Below are 17,508 nucleotides of genomic sequence, written 5' to 3'. Positions count from 1 at the left end.
CCGACATGGATGCGACGCCCGCCTCAATCTTGTTCATCAGCGGCGCGGTATCAGCGTTTGTCGTGTGACTCGGATGCGCGAACGCGAGCCGCGAACACGAGGAGCGCGACGCCGAGCACGACACCGTGCGTGATGCGACCGGCCGCCGGCAGGAAGAACTGCGGGAGGTAGGCGACCAGGCCAACTCCGGCGATGGTCGCCGCGATACGCATTGACAGCGTCCCGGCACCCTTCGCGCTAACGACAAACCCCAGCCCAACGGCGGCGATGAACAGGAGCCCCAGGGCGAAGCCGGCGAGCGCAATCGGATCGGCGCGAATCGCCTCAGCCTCGGCAAGCCGATGAACATCGCCGGATGCGACGACGGCGTTTCCGATCGCGTGCAGCCCGAACGCCTCGGCGCCGTAGAACGGCAAGACCAGCGCGGCACCGAGCCAGGCGCCAAGTTCCAGTCGAGTGCGCTGAGCCGCACGCAGGCCCAAGGCGAGCGCAATGAACGCAAGCATCGACAGCGTGTGCGCGATCACCCAGCGCGGATCAGCGAAGGCCGCGGCCACCTCGAGCAAATCCGCAGAGTCATCTCCCCACGGCCGCAGCAGTGGAAACGCGGCGAAGCCGAGCCCGGCGAGAGCGAGCGCAATCCGAGCAGGCACGGTTCGAGAAGACTCAGTAACTGTGGCGGTATGGACACCCCATGGGCACATGGTGCTCCTGTCGAATCCGACGTTGGTGAGCAGTGTTCACTACTTCACGACCATTGTGAACAGTGTTCGCGCATCCGTCAAGGGCCGCCGCAAGCAGCTCCGCACTGCCCCCGCCGCAGAAAACGAAGATGGCCTGCTTTCGCAGGCCCTCTTCTTCTGTCTCCACACAGATCATTGTGCCGAAGCACCGCGCGCCCGAAGGGACTCGAACCCCTAACCTTCTGATCCGTAGTCAGATGCTCTATCCATTGAGCTACGGGCGCGTGCCGCCTTGACGACGACTGAGCAAGACTAGCACCACCTTCGCGTCAAAGGCAAACTCGCTTCCGGAGTACGGTGGTGGGGTGAGCGTCCGCGACCCCGGCTTCTCTGACACCGGCACCACCTGGATTGGCCACCGCCGTGGCACCGGTGGTTATGCCCGCGTGCAACTCGCGATGTTGCTCGCCGGTATCTCGGCCTTCGCGCAGCTCTACGCGCCTCAGGCCGTGCTCCCGCAGATTGCCGACTACTTCCAGGTCACCACCGCCGAATCGTCGCTCATGGTCTCGATGGGCACCTTCGGTCTCGCCATTGCCACTATCCCCTGGTCACTCGTCGCCGACCGCATTGGTCGCAAGCGCACCATTTCAATCGCGGTGATCGCCGCAACCATCCTCGGCATCGTCGTCACACTCATGCCGACCTTCGAGCTCGCCCTCGCCGCCCGATTCGCCGAGGGCCTCGCGCTCGGCGGCGTACCCGCGGTCGCGATGGCCTACATCAACGAAGAGATTCACAAGCTGGATGCGGCTGCCGCAGTTGGCACCTTCATCGCCGGTAACACCGTCGGCGGTCTCTCGGGCCGCCTCATTAGCGGCCCGGTGGGCGAATTCACCGGCTCCTGGCAAACCGGGTTCATCGCCATCGCCGGCATGTCGATCCTCACCGCATCCCTGTTCATGGTGCTCGCCCCGAAACCGCAGGGGTTCATCCCGGCCGGTGCCCTCGGCGGCACCATCGGCGACGCCATTCGAGAAACGGCATCGAATAGCGCGAGACACATGCGCGACCCGGTGCTCCTCGTGCTCTATCTGCAGCCGTTCCTCCTCATGGGCGGATTCGTCGCGCTCTACAACTACCTCGGCTATCACCTCACCGACGAGCCACTGCTGCTGCCGGTGTGGGTGTCGTCGTTCGTCTTCCTCGCCTACCTCGCGGGCACCGTCTCCTCCCCCATCGCCGGTCGCATCGCCGGCAAATACGGCCGCAAGGTCGTCATGCTCATCTGCGATGCGATCTCGCTCGTGGGCCTCGCGATCATGCTCATCCCGACCCTCTGGGCGGTGGTGCTCGGACTCATCATCTTCACGGGTGCCTTCTTCGGCTCCCACTCGACGGCCTCCGGCTGGGCGGGCGCGCATCCTCGCTTCGGTCGTTCGCAATCGACCGCCATCTACAACCTCGCCTACTACATCGGCTCGAGCATCCTCGGCTTTGTCGGCGGGTTCTTCTTCCAATCGCTCGGCTGGAACGGCCTCATTGCCATGGTTGCGAGCGTCGTGATCATCGCCTCGCTCGTGGCGCTCATTGTCTTGCCGCAGAAGCACAAGCCCGACCCGAAGCCGTTTGGCCGTATGGCAAATTAGTCGTGCTTTGCGCCCTCGGGTTCGTGGCGCGCAATCTCTTCGGTTTCGATTTGAAACGTCGAGTGATGGATGGACACTGCAAAGTGCTCAGCGACACATTCGCGAATCTTCAGGAGCGTTTCAGCCGCGTGGCCGGTCGTGAAGCAGCGATCGTCGACGACGACGTGCGCGGTGATGGTCGGCAAGCCCGTCGCCACCGTTGAAGCGTGCAGATCGTGCACATCACGGACGTGGTCGAGCGCGAGGATGTGGGCACGCACCTCATCGAGATCGAGCCCCTTCGGCGTGAACTCCATGAGCACGCTCATCGTTTCGCGAAGCAATAGGAACGCGCGCGGCACGATGAGCGCCGCGATGAGGAGGCCCGCGATCGCGTCAGCCTGCATGAAGCCGGTCGTCGCCATGACAATCGCCGCGATGATGACGCCGACCGAGCCGAGAGCGTCGTTCAGCACTTCGAGAAAAGCCGCGCGCATATTGAAGTTGGCGGTGCGGCTCGAGGCGAGGATGCTGATGGCTATCACGTTCGCGACGAGGCCGAAGATGCCGAAGATGAGGAGTTCCATCGCCGGCACTTCGGGCGGCTCAAACAGACGCCGAATGCCCTCAATCGCAGCATAGGTGCCGACGACGAGTAGGAGCACCGATTGCCCGAGCGCAGCGATCACCTCGATGCGTCGAAAGCCCCAGGTGCGCCGCGGGTTCGGCGGCTTGAGCATGAGCGTCGCGGCGATGAGCGCAACGAGCAACCCGGATGCATCGGCAATCGCGTGCGCGGTATCGGTCGCGAGGGCAAGGCTGCCGGTGAGGATCGCGCCGACGGCCTGCGCGACGACGACGAGCGCGGTGATCGAAAACGCGAGCCACAGCCGCTTGCGGAAGTCACCCGGCTGCCCGGACTCCTGCATCCCGTGGCTGTGGTCGTGCCCGGCGCCCATTACGAACGGACCAGGCGCGTAATCGCGTCGGTCGCTTCCTGAATCTTCTCGAGGGCCGCGTCGTCACCGAGCTTCGCCGCATCCAGCACGCAGTGCTTGAGGTGATCATCGAGGAGCCCCGTCGCGACGCCCTGGAGCGCGCGGGTGAGCGCCGACACCTGGGTGAGGATGTCGATGCAGTACTTCTCCTCATCGATCATCTTCGCGATGCCGCGGGCCTGACCCTCAATGCGCTTCATCCGGCTGAGATAGCGCTCTTTGTCACTGATGTAGCCGTGGTGGTGTTCGCGGTGCTCGGTGGGTTTAGTGGCTTCAGTCATTGCAGTCACTTCCTTCGGGATGCAGTTTGGCCAGCCTCGCTCGAGAACGCGCGTAGCCGCAGGCTATTGCCGACGACAAAGACGCTGGAAACCGCCATGGCCGCGCCGGCAACCATTGGGTTGAGCATGCCGAGCGCCGCGACGGGGATGGCCGCGACGTTGTAGGCGAATGCCCAAAAGAGGTTCGACTTGATCGTCGACAGGGTCTTGCGTGAGAGGCGAATGGCGTCGACGGCGGCGCGGAGGTCGCCCCGCACGAGTGTGATATCGGCGGCCTCGATGGCGACGTCGGTGCCGGTGCCCATGGCGAGCCCGAGATCGGCCTGTGCGAGCGCCGGGGCGTCGTTGATGCCGTCACCGACCATCGCGACGACGCGGCCAGCATCCTGCAGGCGCTTCACGACATCGACTTTGTCTTGCGGTAGCACCTTGGCGATGACCTCGTCGATGCCTACCTCGGCAGCGATCTGGCGGGCGACCGCCTCGTTGTCGCCGGTGAGGAGGATGGGCGTGAGACCGAGCCTCCGTAGCCCCGCGATCGCTTCGGCGCTCGAGTCTTTGACGGTGTCGGCGATGACGAGGATGCCGCGCGCCTGGCCGTCCCAGCCAACGGCGACGACGGTCTTGCCCTGGTTTTCCGCGTCCTGCTTCGCGGCCGCGAGTTCGGGTGCGAGCCGCAACGACCAATCGGCAAGGAGCGTCTCGCGGCCAACAACGATGCTGTGACCGTCGACAACGCCCTGCACGCCCTTGCCTTCGATGTTCGCGAAGTTATCGACGGCGGGCAGCTTGCCGATTTCGGCACGCGCACCCTTTGCGATCGCCTGGGCAATGGGATGCTCCGAGGCATCTTCGAGCGCACCGGCAAGGCGCAGGACCTCCTCGCGATCGGTACCGGATGCGGTGACGACGTCAACCAGGCTCATCTTGCCGCTCGTGACCGTGCCGGTCTTGTCGAGCACAACGGTGTCGACCTTACGAGTCGATTCGAGCACTTCCGGACCCTTGATGAGGATGCCGAGCTGCGCGCCACGACCGGTGCCAACGAGGAGCGCCGTCGGCGTGGCAAGGCCGAGGGCACAGGGACAGGCAATGACAAGCACGGCGACCGCAGCGGTGAAGGCGGCTGCCGCCGGGAAGCCGGCGATGAGCCAGGCCGCGAGCGTAACGATCGCGATCACGATCACGATCGGCACGAAGACCCCCGAGATGCGGTCAGCGAGGCGCTGCACTTCGGCCTTGCCGGTTTGCGCATCCTCGACGAGCTTCGCCATCTGCGCGAGTTGCGTATCGGCCCCGACGCGCGTCGCGCGCACGACGAGGCGCCCGCCCGAGTTCACGGTGGCGCCGGTGACCGGGTCGCCCACGCCAACTTCGACCGGCATCGATTCGCCGGTGAGCATGGAGGCATCGACGGCCGAAGTGCCCGAAGTCACGATGCCATCGGTGGCGATTTTCTCGCCGGGGCGCACGATGAACTCGTCGCCGACCTGAAGCTCGTCGGTCGGAATCTTCACCTCAACGCCATCGCGGAATACCGAGACGTGTTTTGCCCCAAGTTCCATGAGGGCGCGCAGGGCGGCACCGGCCTGCCGCTTTGAGCGCTTCTCGAAATAGCGGCCGAGCAGGATGAACATGGTCACGCCCGCACCCACCTCGAGGTAGATATTCGCGGCGCCGTCAGAGGGTGCGATGTTGAACTCGAAGTGGTGCATCATGCCGGGTTCGCCGGCCGTGCCGAGGAAGAGTGCGTAAAGCGACCAGAGGAATGCCGCCAGGGTGCCCATAGAAATGAGCGTGTCCATCGTGGCCGCTCCGTGTCGCAGATTGGTCCAGGCAGCCTTGTGGAATGGCCACGCGCCCCAGACGATGACGGGGGCAGCGAGCGTGAGTGAGGCCCACTGCCAATAGGTGAATTGCAGTGGCGGAATCATCGCCATGGCAATCACCGGGATGGTGAGGATCGTCGAGATGATGAGCCGCTGGCGCAGGGCCGTGAGTTCTGCATCCACGGGTTCGTCTTCAGCGGATGCGGGGGCGTCGGTGCGCTTCGGCTTCGGCAGTTCGGCCGTGTAGCCGGTCTTTTCGACCTCGGCGACGAGGAGCGCCGGGTCGTAGCCCGCGGGGACGGTGACCTTCGCCTTTTCGGTGGCGTAGTTCACGCTGGCCTCGACTCCGTCGAGCTTGTTCAGCTTGCGTTCGATGCGGTTCGCGCAGGAGGCACAGGTCATACCGCCGATGGCGAGTTCGACATCGATGGCATTGCCGTCAAGCGCGGGATGCGAGGCGGTGGACATTAGACACGCACCGCCTGGTAGCCAGCCTCTTCAACGGCGGCAAGCACCTGGGCATCGTCGATGGTGCCGTTGGCGGTGACGATGAGCTTGCCGGTTTCGTGGCTGACCTGGAGGTCTTGGATGCCGGGGATCTCGCTGACCTCTTCGCGGACCGAGAGTTCGCAGTGGCCGCAGGTCATGCCGGTCACCTGGTAGTTGTGCTGCGTCATCGGGTTTCCTTTCGCTCAGGTATACCCCTACAGGGTACTCCTATCGACGAAAACGCAGTACCCCCGTGGGGTATTCCAGATGCGTGGCGCGAGGATCTCGATACGGCCTACGGCCTACCCTTCGAGAGCCTCAGGGCACCGCTGGATCAACCACAACAACCTGGTTGGTCGAGTAGCGCGCAGCGCGTATCGAGACTACAGGCGGTCCTACAAATCAGAGCGGACGCGGTGGGATTCGAACCCACGGCCCCCCTAACGAGGGGCTCCACCTTAGCAGGGTGGCCTATTCGGCCTCTCTAGCACGCGTCCAGACCTGGCCATCTTACACACCGTCGGGTGCAGATCAGAATGCGGCAGCGTTCGAACAGGTTTGGTTGTCGGCGGTTTGCCCATCGAGCGTGGGCTGCGGCGTCGATGTTTCGGTCGGCGGAATCATCGGCTCGCCATACTCGTCAGTCTGAGTTGGCTCTTCAGCCGTCGAACCATCGGTTCCATCCCCGGTCCCGTCAGATCCCTCTTCGCCCGTCGGATCGGTCGGCTCAGGCGTCGCATTCGGGTCGACCACCGATTCGTCAACCTGCACGTTCGGCTGCTTGTCCTGACGCAGCATCTCCCAGAGTTGCTCCGCATCCGGCTCCACCGGCGCCACCTTGTTCGGATCCCAGTCGGTGTACCCGACCGGTAGGCGCACGAAGGCGATCTTGTCGAGTGGCACCGTCGCGAGCGCCATCGCGAGACTCACGAGCGTGTCGACGTTGTTGAGGTTGCTCGAGAGCTTCATGTTCTGCGTCGCCGCACGCGCGAGACCGTAGAGCTTCGTCGGGTTGGTGAGCGTGTCACCGCTCTTCACGGTGCGCATGAGCGCCGAGAGGAAGACCTGCTGGTTTGAGATGCGCGAGAGGTCAGAACCATCACCGACACCGTGACGCGTGCGCAGGAACTTCAGCGCATCCTCGCCCTGCAGGGTGTGGAAGCCGGGGTCGAGCGTGAGGCCAATGTACGGGTCGTCGATCGGCTCTTCAACGCAGACCTCGACGCCGCCAACGGCATTCGACATCTCGATAACACCGCGGAACTGCACCATCGCGGCGTACTGAATATCGAGACCGCTGAGCTCTTCAGCCGCAGCCACGACGCAGTTCATGCCACCGGGGCCGAGGATGGAGTTGAACGGCACGCCGTACTGCTCGTAGATCGTCTCGCCGGTGTCAGAAACACACTGGGGCGTATCGACGAGCGTGTCACGCGGGATCGACACGACGGTCGCATGCGAGTGGTCGGCCGAGAGATGCAAGAGCATATTGACGTCATTCAGCACGCCTTCGGCTTCGGCAGTGCCCTCGCCGAATTCCTCACCCTGACCGGTACGGTCATCGCTTCCGACGAGGAGGATGTTTACACCGCCAACAAATGCCGCGGGCCCCTGATCGCCGCCTTCCGGCTTTGGCGAGTTCTCGGCGAGGTCGAAGGTTTCGACACCCGATTGCAGGTTCCACCACACGATGCCGCCGAAGATCGTCATCGACGCCATCATGACGCCGAGCACGAAGGCGATGCCCTTCGCGACCGACCCAGCACCGGTGGTCTTCTTAAGTCGACCGTGGCGCGCCACTGTTCCGACCCGACCCGCAGCGCGACGACCCCGCGGGCGAAGGTTCTGATGTGGCTGTGTGGTCAAATCGGCCCCAAACGGGTAAGTGGACAGCAGTGTGGTTCAGCGGAGGGCGTGGGATTCGAACCCACGGGACATTGCTGCCCACTGGTTTTCAAGACCAGCTCCATCGGCCGCTCGGACAGCCCTCCAGTCCGGCAACGATTCGATAACGACTCGACCGGTTCGCACCATCGTACTCGACGTCGAGCGAATCAACGTACGAGATGACGTGGCGCAACACTAGTGATCGGAGTGAGGACCAATCTTCGGCGTTCCACCTGGGATTGTGGCGAGAGCCTTCCCGAGCCCGTCGTGGAAGAAATCGAGCGCGAGCTCGTTGCCAGCGTCGATGACCTCTTGCGGCGCGTTGCCCATTGACACAGCGCGGCCGCCACCGGCCTTCGCCCACTCGAGCATCTCGATGTCATTGCGGCCATCGCCAGCCACAACAACGCGCTCCGGCGCAATGTCGAGTTCTTGGCGCACGCGCTCAAGCGCTGTGCCCTTGTTCACGCCATCGGGCGCAATGTCGAGCCACGAGGTCCAACCCACCGAGTAGCTCACCGAGTGCAGGCCAGAGCCCTCAACGCGCGCCATGAAGTCTTCCAGCGTCTGATCAGGGGCGACCACCACGAGACGAGTCACCTCTTCGTGGAGCAGTTCTTCGAACTCGACCTCGACGCCCTGCGCTTCAAACGTGCCGTCGGGAAAGCGGCCCGAGTAGCGGAACACGCCCTCGGGGCTCTCAACCGCATACCGTGCGCCCTCAAGCGCTCCCTTGAGTCGCAGTAGCGTCTCGGTCGGGTTGAAGGTCTCGACCCACAGCGGCGTGTAGCCGTCTTTCGCCGAACCATCGCGTTCGAGCGTCATTGCGCCGTTCGCCGAGACAATAAAGCGGGGCTCGATGCCGAGTCGCTCGCGAATCGGCAGGGTGTCGGATGCACTGCGCCCAGTCGCGAGCATGACCTCGTGACCCGCTCGCTGCAGTCGTTCGATCTGCCGCACCGTGAGGTCAGGGATGTCACCGTTGGAGTCGAGGATGGTGCCGTCAATATCGAGGGCGATGAGCATCCGGTTGTCGGTCATGACTGCACAGGCTCCAATACTGCTAGGCCGCCAAGGTAAGGGCGAAGTGCCTCGGGCACGACGACGGAGCCGTCGGCCTGCTGGTGGGTCTCGAGAATGGCCACGAGCCAGCGCGTCGTCGCGATGGTGCCATTGAGAGTGGCCACCGGCGCGGTGCGGCCGTCTTCGCCGCGAGCGCGAATGTTGAGGCGCCGGGCCTGATAGGTCGTGCAATTCGACGTTGAGGTGAGCTCGCGGAACGCATCCTGGGTGGGAACCCACGCTTCGACGTCGTACTTGCGAGCAGCCGATGAACCGAGATCGCCCGCGGCCGTATCGATAACGCGATAGTGCAGGCCGAGGGCCTGCATCATCTCTTCCTGCCAACCGAGCAGACGCTCGTGCTCAGCCTCAGCATCCTTCGGGTCGATGTAGACGAACATCTCGACCTTGTTGAACTGGTGCACGCGGATGATGCCGCGGGTGTCCTTGCCCGCCGAGCCCGCCTCCGAGCGGTAGCAAGTCGACCAGCCGACGTAGCGCATGGGCTCGGCGACATCGATGATCTCGTCGGAGTGGTAGCCCGCGAGCGCAACCTCTGAGGTGCCGGTGAGGTACAGGTCTTGCTTCTCGAGCAGGTATACCTCGTCGGCATGCTCGCCAAGGAAGCCGGTGCCGCGCATGATCTCGGGCTTCACGAGGGTGGGCGGGGTGAGCATGATGAATCCGTTGTCGAGCGCCTTCTGCAGGCCAAGCTGCATGACCGCGAGCTCGAGTCGCGCACCAACGCCGCGCAAGAAGTCGAAGCGAGCACCCGACACCTTGGCGCCGCGAGCCATATCGATGGCCCCAAGCAGCTCACCGATCTCGAGGTGGTCTCGGGGTGCGAAGTCGAACGCCGGGCGCTCCCCCACCGTCTTGATCACGGTGAAGTTCTCTTCGCCGCCGGCGGGTACGCCCTCGACGACGAGGTTCTCGATGCGCATGGCCGCTGCATCGAATGCGGCTTCGGCTTCGTTCGCTGCAGCCTGCGCGACCTTCACCTGGTCAGCCAGGCCCTGCACCTCAGCGAGGAGTGCCGGGCGCTCTTCCTTCGAGGCCTTGCCAATCGCCTTCGAGCGCGCATTCTGTTCGGCGCGCAGCGTCTCGAACTCGCGAATCGCCTCGCGACGCCGCAAATCGGCCTCGATCGCGACGTCGACAGTCGCTGGGTCGTTGCCGCGAGCATCCTGGGAACGGCGCACGAGGTCGGGTTGGTCACGGAGAAGCTGAACGTCGATCACAGCCGCCATCGTAGTAGCCGCCTAGGCTGGCCACATGAACGCTCCCCGCGCCGCGGTGATTGCCAATCCGGTCAAGGTCGATGTGCCCATCTTGCGCGCTGCCCTGCGCACCGTCGAACAAGACCTCGGCTGGGAACCATCACTCCTGCTCGAAACCACCGTCGACGAAGACGCGGATGTGCGGGCGCGCGAGGCGCTCGCATCCGACGTTGATCTCGTGGTCGCCGCCGGTGGCGACGGCACCGTGCGCCTGGTGGCCGGCGAACTCCACGGCAAGGAGGTACCGCTCGGCATCGTGCCGGCGGGCACCGGCAACCTCCTCGCCCGCAACCTCGGCATTGATCCGACGCTCTCGCTCACCGAACGCCTCCACATCGCCTTTGCTGGCAAGGACCGTCGCGTCGACCTCGGCCGAGCGGTCGTCGAAGGTCCCGATGGCACAAAAGAACGCTTCCCCTTTGCGGTGCTCGCCGGGGTCGGCGTTGACGCCGGCATGATCGAGCACACTGACGACAAGCTCAAAGCCCGCATCGGCTGGCCCGCCTACTTGGGCGGCATGTTCCGGGCGCTCGCGGGTGGCCCCACCTTCCGTGCCCGCTTTCGTGTCGATGGCGGGCGCACCTACGGCGTGCGCGCGGCCGGCTTCATGGTCGGTAATTGCGGCATGCTCCAGGGCGGGATGCGCCTGCTCCCCGACGCCGAGATCGACGACGGCATCCTTGACACCCTGGTGCTGCGTCCGAGCGGCCCGCTCGGCTGGCTCGAAGTGTTCGCCGGCATCGTCACCGGCGCGCTCACCCGAGTCGCGCCCACCCACATCCGCAGTCGCCTGCGCGGCCTCGTACGTGCACTCAACTATCTGCGCAGTACCGATGTGGTGTTGCGCATTGATTCGCACCCCGAGCCGTTCGAGGTCGATGGCGATGCGGTAGGCGAGATCATCGCGGCGCACATCACCGTGCACGCGGGCGCGGTGACGGTGCGGGTGCCGCGCTAACGTTCGAGCTGGTCGAACCAGTGCTGCGCTTCGGCGTAGATCTCGTCGGAGTACGCGCGATCGACGTCAACGGGCGAGGCAATCGCGCGCGGGTATGAGCCGAGGAACGTGACATCGGGGCTGTACCTGCGCAGGCCCAGCACCGCATCGGCAACGCGCGCATCGTGCAGGTGCCCGTCGATGTCCATGACGAAGCGGTAGCGACCGGGATGCTCGGGGATCGGCCGCGAGGTAATCATCGAGAGGTTGATGCCGCGGGTCGCGAATTGTTCGAGCATGGCCATGAGCCCGCCCGGGCGCTCTTCGGGCAGCTCCACGATGAGCGTCGTCTTATCGCGGCCGGTGCGTGGCGGCAGATCGGTGCGGGTGGTGACGAGCGCGAATCGCGTGCGCGCGGTGGGGTTGTCTTGAATGTCCTCAAAGAGCACCTCGACCGGCACCTGCTCGCGGATCGTCACCGGCGTGATGGCCGCATCCGCGAGCGACGGCTCGTCAAAGAGCAACTGGGCGCTTGCGACATTCGAGGAGGCGGGCAAATGCGCGTGGTTCGGCAGCATGCGCTGCAACCAGCGACGACACTGGCCGTAGGCAACCGGATGCGCCGCGAGCGTGTGCACATCGGCGAGCTCGGTGCCTGGTTTGACCGCGAGCGAGAAGCGAATGGGCACGACGTATTCGCCGATGATGCGCAGTCCCGGCATCGTGGCGAGTGCGTCCTGGGATGCGGTGACCCCGCCTTCGATGGAGTTTTCAACCGCGATCATCGCGGCATAGGAGCTGCCGGTCTGCACGTCCATGAGGGCGTCGAGCACATTGCCGACGGGCTTCCAGGTCTTGCCGATCGCTTCGGGAGCGAGCTTCAGCGCCGCTTCCGTGAACGTACCGGCCGGACCGAGAAACGAGATCGTCTGCATGGTGCCAGCTTAGGCGGCTGACGTTCATGCATGAGTGCCAGGATGAGGGCATGCACGAGCGAGCTGGCACTGTTGCCCTTCCCGAAGACCTCATCGACGTCGACGAGCTGATCGCGGCGTACTACCGAGACGTTCCGAATGTTGACGAACCCACCCAGCGCGTGGCGTTCGGCACCTCGGGCCACCGCGGCTCGAGCCTGAAGACCTCGTTTAACGAGACGCACATCCTCGCGGTGACGCAGGCGATCTGCGAGTACCGCGCCGATCAGGGCATTACCGGTCCACTCTTCATCGGTCGCGATACCCACGCACTTTCAGAGCCCGCCGAGCGTACGGCGCTCGAGGTGCTCGCGGCGAATGGCGTTACCGTGCTCGCCGACTCGCGTGACTCGTGGGTGCCGACGCCGGCGCTCTCGCGCGCCATCGTGGCGTACAACGCTGACCCGGCAACCACAGATCAGGCCGATGGCATCATCATCACCCCGAGCCACAACCCGCCGCAGGACGGTGGCTTCAAGTACAACCCGCCGCACGGTGGTCCCGCCGATACCGATGCCACTTCGTGGGTCGAGCAGCGCGCGAATGACCTCATTGCCGCGGGGCTCGAGGGCGTCAAGCGGGAGTCACCCGGCGACCGCATCGGCCGCTACGACTTCCGCGAGAACTACGTGCGCGACCTTGCCGAGATCATCGACTTCGAGGCAATTCAGCGCGCCGGCGTACGCATGGGCGCCGATCCGCTCGGTGGCTCGAGTGTCGAGTACTGGCAGCTCATTGCCGACACCTACGGCATCGATCTCACCGTGGTGAATCCGGTCGTTGACCCGCGCTGGCCGTTCATGACGCTCGACTGGGACGGCAAGGTGCGCATGGACCCCTCCTCCCCCTCGGCGATGGCCTCGGTGCTCGCGCACAAGGACGACTACGACGTGCTCACCGGCAACGACGCCGACGCCGACCGGCACGGCATCGTCACCCCGACCGCGGGGCTGATGAACCCGAACCACTACCTCGCCGTTGCGATCGACTACCTCGCGGCGCACCGCCCGCAGTGGTCGAAGGAGGCGGGCATCGGCAAGACGCTCGTGTCGAGCTCGATGATCGACCGCGTCGTCGCCGCGCTTGATCGCAAGCTCGTCGAGGTGCCCGTGGGCTTCAAGTGGTTTGTGCCGGGTCTCACCGACGGCTCGATCCTCTTCGGTGGTGAGGAGTCGGCTGGCGCCTCCTTCCTCAAGTTCGACGGCACGACCTGGACGACCGATAAGGACGGCATTCTGCTTGCCCTGCTTGCGGCCGAGATCATTGCCGTGACGGGCAAGTCGCCGTCGAAGCGCTATGAGGAGCTCACCGAACAGTTCGGTGCCCCCGCTTACGAGCGAGTGGATGCAGCTGCCACGCCCGCGCAGAAGGCCGTACTCAAGAAGCTCTCGGGCGACTCGATTGCCGCAACGGAACTTGCCGGCGAGCCGATCACCGCGAAGCTGTCGGAAGCCCCGGGCAATGGCGCAGCTATCGGTGGCGTCAAGGTCGAGACCGAGAACGCCTGGTTCGCGGCGCGGCCCTCTGGCACCGAAGACGTCTACAAGATCTACGCCGAATCGTTCCGCGGGCCGGAACACCTGCGCGAAGTGCAGGCTGAGGCGAAAGCCATCGTTGATGCTGCGCTCGCCGAATAGGCCCGGCAGGCAAGCAGTGCGGGCCCCAGCAGAATCTGCTGGGGCCCGCACTGCTTCAGGCATTGAGACGCTCGAAGCGCCCGCTACCCGACCGGCGTCACATCGATCTGCGGGTTGGCGGCGGTCGCACCCTCGGTGCTGATGCCGAGGTCAAACTCCATCGAGAAGCTGTCACCCTTGCCGTTCTGGCAGGTGACACCCGTCGCATAGCTGATGCTGCAGGTGTACTCACCGGCCGACACCGGCACGTCGTATTCGAGCACGGCGCCGGTACCGAGTGTGCCGCCAACGCAGGGCCAGGTAATGCCCTCGTTGTTCACGCCGACAATCGCGCCCGAGCAGGCCGCATCCGGGGTGGTGAAGTTGCGCTCAAGAATCTGGCAAACGGCACCGTCTTCGCTCGTGATCTGGCAACGAATATTGCCCGACTGGCTCTGGAAGGTGACCGGCTCGAACGGCTCCGGAGTGGGAGTCGGATCGGGCTCCTGGGTTGCCGGACCTTCGGTCGTGCCACCCTCTCCGCCTTCGGTACCCTCGCTTGGCGACTCGGCCGCAGCCGTCGTGCCATCGGCGGCCGGCTCGTCATTGTTGCCACCGCCGCCGAAGAGCGCGATCGCGCCGAAGGTGCCACCGATGAGGAGCACTGCCGCCGCGGCAGCCACGAGGATGGTGGTCACCCCGCGACGACGCTGCTTGACGCTATCGCCGTCATCACCGCCACGACCACCGCTTCCGCCGCCGCGGACGGGCGGGGTCGGCGCGCCAGCGCCGCCACCGGCACCTGTGGCGGGCGCGGCAAAGGGTGCACGGCCCGATGGGGCGGATGCTGCGGGCTGGTTCGATTGCGCAAATGCTGCCGGTGTCGGTAGCGGCGGCAGTTCTTGCTGCGACGGTTGCGGCGGCTGGGCGGCCGCCGGACGCACCCGTTGCGCGGGCGCGGTGTCGGGATCGGCATCGTCACCGAACCAACCGGCGAGCGTCGATTGCACAGTGTCAACCGCTGGCTCTTCGCGCTCGGATTCGTTGAACGAGACCGGCTCGAGGTCGGGCTCGCGTGCGGGCTCAGGCTCGGCCGGACGCTGGAACTCAGGCTGCTGTGCCTCCGCTGCCTCAGCGGCCTCAGCCTCGTGAGCCGCCTGCGCCGCAGGCGCGGTGCCCCAGAACGCGGCGGCGCGGGCGCGCGCCGCCTCGATTTCGGCGCTTGTGTCGGCCTGCTGGGCTGGCGGGAGCGGTGCCTGCTGTGCGGGCGCCGCCGGGGGCTGCTGCGCCGAAGGCAACGGCACAAGACCGGTCTGGTCAAAGGCCGGCGATTCGATCGGCCGGTCGGCTGGGTCGTCAGCGAGGCCGCGGATGAGCTGCGTGAACGTTGCCGAGTCACCGCTGTCGGCACCGGATGCGGCGGGAGCCGGCGGCTGCGCAGGCGCGGCAGGTGCTTCGAACTCCGGCTCTTGGAACTGCGGCTGCTGGAACTGCGGCGGCTGCGGGGCGGGCTCCTCGGCGGTCGGCTCCACAATCTCGATCGGTTCGCTCACTGGTCCGTCATCGACGAGGTCGGTGAACCACCCGGGCATGCTCACGCCATCGGTCTCGGGCGCGGCTGGTTCCTCAGCTTGCGCCGAGAATGCCGGCGAAGCGGCAGGCGCAGGAGGCGCGACCGGCGGCACCGGCAGCGGCAACGGCGGCATTCCGGCCGGCGGTTGCTGCGGCGCTGACGACCGCGTCGCCTCGGCTATCTCCTCAGCCGACATTGCGGCCGTCGGCGGCACATCCGCATCCTCGAACCCACTCGACTGCGTCGGCGCCTCGACTGGCGACTCGACGGGCGACTGGAACGACTGCTGCGCGGGAGGCTGGAACGCTTGTGGATGCGGTGCGGGCGGCGTCGGCGGTAGCGACGCCGGCACCTCGCCGGTGTCGTTGATGCGCGGGTTAAAGCGGCGACGCGAACGCCGCGACGGCAGCGGCGCATCCTCGGGAATCGCCGCCTTGGGCGTGAACTGCGAGAAGAAATCGTCGTCGGCAGCGGCATCATCGCTACCACCAACAGCAAACGGGTCGGGATTGCCGCCACCGGGACGGTGCATTACGGCATGACGATCATCGGCACCCGCACTGGCAGCTGCCGGACCACCTTCGAGTAGTCGAGTACCGCATTCGCGACAGAACCGCTCGCCCTCGCCAACAGTTGCGCCGCACACCGGACACTTAGTCATCGTTTTCTCCGCCCCGGCCCGAGGAAATACCCCCTCAAGCCACAATGCTTTCCGGTAAATGTACCCGGCCAATCAATGCAAACGGCTCAACAATGCGGCCCTGCGGCAGGAATGCCGCATCGCGGTGCGCTGGTGACGCTCAGGCAGACCGCCGACAATAACCACATGAGCGACACTGCCTCCAACCCCAGCACTCCCTCGCAACCCGCATCCGAGGCAAAGCAGTACAGCTTTTCCAAGGATGCGAGCGCCGACCGCTATCTCGCCCACCACGGCGACAATGTGGCTGGTCTCGTTTCATTCCTTGACGAGGCCGATCAAATCAACGTGACGCACACTGTCGTTGACGATGCGCATCAGGGTCAGGGCCTCGCTGGCCGCCTCGTTGAGTTCGCGCTCACTGATCTGCGCGACTCGAGTGACAAGCCGATCACCGCCACCTGCTCCTATGTGCAGTTGTGGCTGCAGCGGCACCCCGAATTCGCCGAAACGCTGGCCCGCTAGGCGATGCACGGCGAATACAAGGTTCCCGGCGGCAAGCTCGTCACCGTCGATCTCGACGAGGTCGACGGCCGGATGCACTCGGTGCGCCTCGCCGGCGACTTCTTTCTCGAGCCCGACGAGGTGCTTGACCTCATGAACTCGGCCCTCGAAGGGCAGCCCGTGACCGCCACCGGCGACGAACTTGCCGCGGCGGTGACTGCGGCACTTCCCGAGGATGCGGTGCTCTTTGGCATCACGCCCGAGGCGGTTGGCATCGTGGTGCGCCGGGCCGTAACCGGCGCGCGGTCGTGGCGCGAGTACGACTGGGAGGTCGTGCATCCTGGCCCCCTACCCGCCCGCGTGCACGTGGCCCTTGACCAGGTGCTCACCGAGGAGGTCGCGGCGGGACGCCGCGCACCGACGGTGCGCTTTTGGGAGTGGGAGGAGTCGGCAGTCGTGCTCGGCTCGTTCCAATCGGTGCGCAACGAGGTCGACTTTGCGGCGGCGCAGCGACACGGCATCCAGATCATTCGTCGCATTTCAGGCGGCGGCGCAATGTTCATGGAAGCCGGCAATGTGGTCACCTACTCGATCTATGTGCCGGCCGAACTCGTGGCCGGCATGACCTTTGCCGAGTCATACGCGTTTCTCGACGCCTGGGTGCTTGATGCCCTGCACGACCTCGGAGTCGCGGCGGTGTACCAGCCGCTCAATGACATCGCGTCACCGCAGGGCAAAATCGGTGGAGCGGCGCAGAAGCGACTCTCGGGCGGTGGCGTATTGCATCACGCGACGCTCTCGTATGACATCGACGCCGACAAGATGGTCGAGGTGCTGCGCATTGGCCGCGAGAAGCTGAGCGATAAGGGCACGACCTCGGCAAAGAAGCGGGTATCGCCGCTGAAGTCGCAGACGGGGATGCCGCGGGCCGAGATCATCGAGGCGCTCAAGACCTCGTTTGTGCGCCAGCATGGCGGCCGCGTTGGCGAGTTGACGGATGCGGAACTCGCGCGGGCGCAGGAGCTCGCCGAGTCGAAGTTCGCGTCGGAGGAGTGGACCAACCGGGTGCCGTAGGGCGCGCGGGGGTCTCGATACGCTTCGCTACTCGACCAACCAAAAAACTGGTT

At 65.3% G+C, this 17,508-nt stretch carries 15 protein-coding genes and 3 tRNA genes; 5 read left to right on the top strand and 13 right to left on the bottom strand.

Features of this window, described 5'->3' with window-relative positions; translation table 11 throughout:
- Window positions 1-50: 50 nt before the first annotated feature.
- Entirely contained in the window at window positions 51-653 is a 603-nt protein-coding gene (locus EG850_RS10605; protein WP_124973280.1) for a hypothetical protein, read from the bottom strand.
- Window positions 654-894: 241 nt separating this feature from the next.
- Window positions 895-967 (bottom strand) — tRNA-Arg (locus EG850_RS10600).
- A gap of 81 nt (window positions 968-1,048) precedes the next feature.
- Here EG850_RS10600 and EG850_RS10595 point away from each other — a divergent pair.
- Window positions 1,049-2,332 (top strand): MFS transporter, encoded by a 1,284-nt coding sequence (locus tag EG850_RS10595; protein WP_235829296.1) that lies wholly within the window; start codon window positions 1,049-1,051, stop codon window positions 2,330-2,332.
- Here EG850_RS10595 and EG850_RS10590 read toward each other — a convergent pair.
- The 9 genes from EG850_RS10590 to serS all read right to left on the bottom strand — a co-directional run bounded on the left by EG850_RS10590 (window position 2,329) and on the right by serS (window position 10,098).
- Window positions 2,329-3,270, bottom strand: a complete 942-nt coding sequence (locus EG850_RS10590) for a cation diffusion facilitator family transporter (RefSeq protein ID WP_124973278.1) — start codon at window positions 3,268-3,270, stop codon at window positions 2,329-2,331. The genes EG850_RS10595 and EG850_RS10590 overlap by 4 nt on opposite strands.
- The gene (locus tag EG850_RS10585) at window positions 3,270-3,590 is read right to left on the bottom strand and encodes a metal-sensitive transcriptional regulator (protein WP_124973276.1); all 321 of its coding nucleotides are present in this window, start codon (window positions 3,588-3,590) and stop codon (window positions 3,270-3,272) included. Before EG850_RS10585 ends, EG850_RS10590 begins: the two co-directional genes overlap by 1 nt.
- 5 nt (window positions 3,591-3,595) lie before the next feature.
- Window positions 3,596-5,887: a heavy metal translocating P-type ATPase gene (locus EG850_RS10580; protein ID WP_124973274.1), complete on the bottom strand. Its 2,292-nt coding sequence runs from the start codon at window positions 5,885-5,887 to the stop codon at window positions 3,596-3,598.
- A complete protein-coding gene (locus EG850_RS10575; protein ID WP_124973272.1) occupies window positions 5,887-6,096 on the bottom strand; it encodes a heavy-metal-associated domain-containing protein in 210 nt (69 codons plus the stop codon). Before EG850_RS10575 ends, EG850_RS10580 begins: the two co-directional genes overlap by 1 nt.
- 220 nt (window positions 6,097-6,316) lie before the next feature.
- Window positions 6,317-6,405, bottom strand: a tRNA-Ser gene (locus EG850_RS10570).
- Between the two features lie 34 nt (window positions 6,406-6,439).
- Window positions 6,440-7,708, bottom strand: coding sequence for an LCP family protein (locus EG850_RS10565; protein WP_124973271.1), 1,269 nt, complete (start codon window positions 7,706-7,708; stop codon window positions 6,440-6,442).
- Window positions 7,709-7,814: 106 nt separating this feature from the next.
- A tRNA-Ser gene (locus EG850_RS10560) sits at window positions 7,815-7,899 on the bottom strand.
- 91 nt (window positions 7,900-7,990) lie between these two features.
- Complete coding sequence (locus tag EG850_RS10555; protein ID WP_124973269.1) at window positions 7,991-8,836, bottom strand: HAD family hydrolase; 846 nt, start codon at window positions 8,834-8,836, stop codon at window positions 7,991-7,993.
- Window positions 8,833-10,098: a serine--tRNA ligase gene (gene serS, locus EG850_RS10550; RefSeq protein WP_124973267.1), complete on the bottom strand. Its 1,266-nt coding sequence runs from the start codon at window positions 10,096-10,098 to the stop codon at window positions 8,833-8,835. Before serS ends, EG850_RS10555 begins: the two co-directional genes overlap by 4 nt.
- A gap of 34 nt (window positions 10,099-10,132) precedes the next feature.
- On the opposite strand from serS, the gene EG850_RS10545 reads away from it, so the two are divergent.
- The gene (locus EG850_RS10545) at window positions 10,133-11,095 is read left to right on the top strand and encodes a diacylglycerol/lipid kinase family protein (RefSeq protein ID WP_124973265.1); all 963 of its coding nucleotides are present in this window, start codon (window positions 10,133-10,135) and stop codon (window positions 11,093-11,095) included.
- On the opposite strand, the gene pheA is transcribed toward EG850_RS10545, so the two are convergent.
- Window positions 11,092-12,009 carry a prephenate dehydratase gene (pheA, locus tag EG850_RS10540; protein WP_124973263.1) on the bottom strand — a complete coding sequence of 306 codons (918 nt, stop codon included), beginning with the start codon at window positions 12,007-12,009 and terminating at the stop codon, window positions 11,092-11,094. The two genes, EG850_RS10545 and pheA, sit on opposite strands and share 4 nt — an antisense overlap.
- A 50-nt stretch (window positions 12,010-12,059) precedes the next feature.
- Between pheA and pgm the strand changes: the two genes are divergently transcribed.
- Window positions 12,060-13,685 carry a phosphoglucomutase (alpha-D-glucose-1,6-bisphosphate-dependent) gene (gene pgm, locus EG850_RS10535; RefSeq protein ID WP_124973261.1) on the top strand — a complete coding sequence of 542 codons (1,626 nt, stop codon included), beginning with the start codon at window positions 12,060-12,062 and terminating at the stop codon, window positions 13,683-13,685.
- A gap of 83 nt (window positions 13,686-13,768) precedes the next feature.
- Here pgm and EG850_RS10530 read toward each other — a convergent pair whose 3' ends face one another.
- On the bottom strand, window positions 13,769-15,898 hold the full coding sequence (locus tag EG850_RS10530; RefSeq protein WP_124973259.1) for a zinc ribbon domain-containing protein: 2,130 nt from the start codon (window positions 15,896-15,898) through the stop codon (window positions 13,769-13,771).
- Between the two features lie 165 nt (window positions 15,899-16,063).
- Here EG850_RS10530 and EG850_RS10525 point away from each other — a divergent pair, with 165 nt between their 5' ends.
- Both EG850_RS10525 and EG850_RS10520 read left to right on the top strand, forming a co-directional pair.
- On the top strand, window positions 16,064-16,402 hold the full coding sequence (locus tag EG850_RS10525; protein WP_185715034.1) for a GNAT family N-acetyltransferase: 339 nt from the start codon (window positions 16,064-16,066) through the stop codon (window positions 16,400-16,402).
- 3 nt (window positions 16,403-16,405) lie between these two features.
- On the top strand, window positions 16,406-17,455 hold the full coding sequence (locus EG850_RS10520) for a lipoate--protein ligase family protein (RefSeq protein WP_124973255.1): 1,050 nt from the start codon (window positions 16,406-16,408) through the stop codon (window positions 17,453-17,455).
- Window positions 17,456-17,508 lie beyond the last annotated feature (53 nt).

The organism is Gulosibacter macacae, from assembly GCF_003865375.1.
Lineage (GTDB): Bacteria > Actinomycetota > Actinomycetes > Actinomycetales > Microbacteriaceae > Gulosibacter > Gulosibacter macacae.
This window is presented reverse-complemented; position numbering and strand designations above follow the sequence as displayed.

Bases quoted from the DNA above. Each gene is read 5' to 3' on its own strand.
- EG850_RS10590 (WP_124973278.1), bottom strand. From the start codon at position 3,270: ATGGGCGCCGGGCACGACCACAGCCACGGGATGCAGGAGTCCGGGCAG.
- EG850_RS10585 (WP_124973276.1), bottom strand. From the start codon at position 3,590: ATGACTGAAGCCACTAAACCCACCGAGCACCGCGAACACCACCACGGC.
- EG850_RS10580 (WP_124973274.1), bottom strand. From the start codon at position 5,887: ATGTCCACCGCCTCGCATCCCGCGCTTGACGGCAATGCCATCGATGTC.
- EG850_RS10575 (WP_124973272.1), bottom strand. From the start codon at position 6,096: ATGACGCAGCACAACTACCAGGTGACCGGCATGACCTGCGGCCACTGC.
- EG850_RS10555 (WP_124973269.1), bottom strand. From the start codon at position 8,836: ATGACCGACAACCGGATGCTCATCGCCCTCGATATTGACGGCACCATC.
- EG850_RS10545 (WP_124973265.1), top strand. From the start codon at position 10,133: ATGAACGCTCCCCGCGCCGCGGTGATTGCCAATCCGGTCAAGGTCGAT.
- pheA (WP_124973263.1), bottom strand. From the start codon at position 12,009: ATGCAGACGATCTCGTTTCTCGGTCCGGCCGGTACGTTCACGGAAGCG.
- pgm (WP_124973261.1), top strand. From the start codon at position 12,060: ATGCACGAGCGAGCTGGCACTGTTGCCCTTCCCGAAGACCTCATCGAC.
- EG850_RS10530 (WP_124973259.1), bottom strand. From the start codon at position 15,898: ATGACTAAGTGTCCGGTGTGCGGCGCAACTGTTGGCGAGGGCGAGCGG.
- EG850_RS10525 (WP_185715034.1), top strand. From the start codon at position 16,064: ATGAGCGACACTGCCTCCAACCCCAGCACTCCCTCGCAACCCGCATCC.
- EG850_RS10520 (WP_124973255.1), top strand. From the start codon at position 16,406: ATGCACGGCGAATACAAGGTTCCCGGCGGCAAGCTCGTCACCGTCGAT.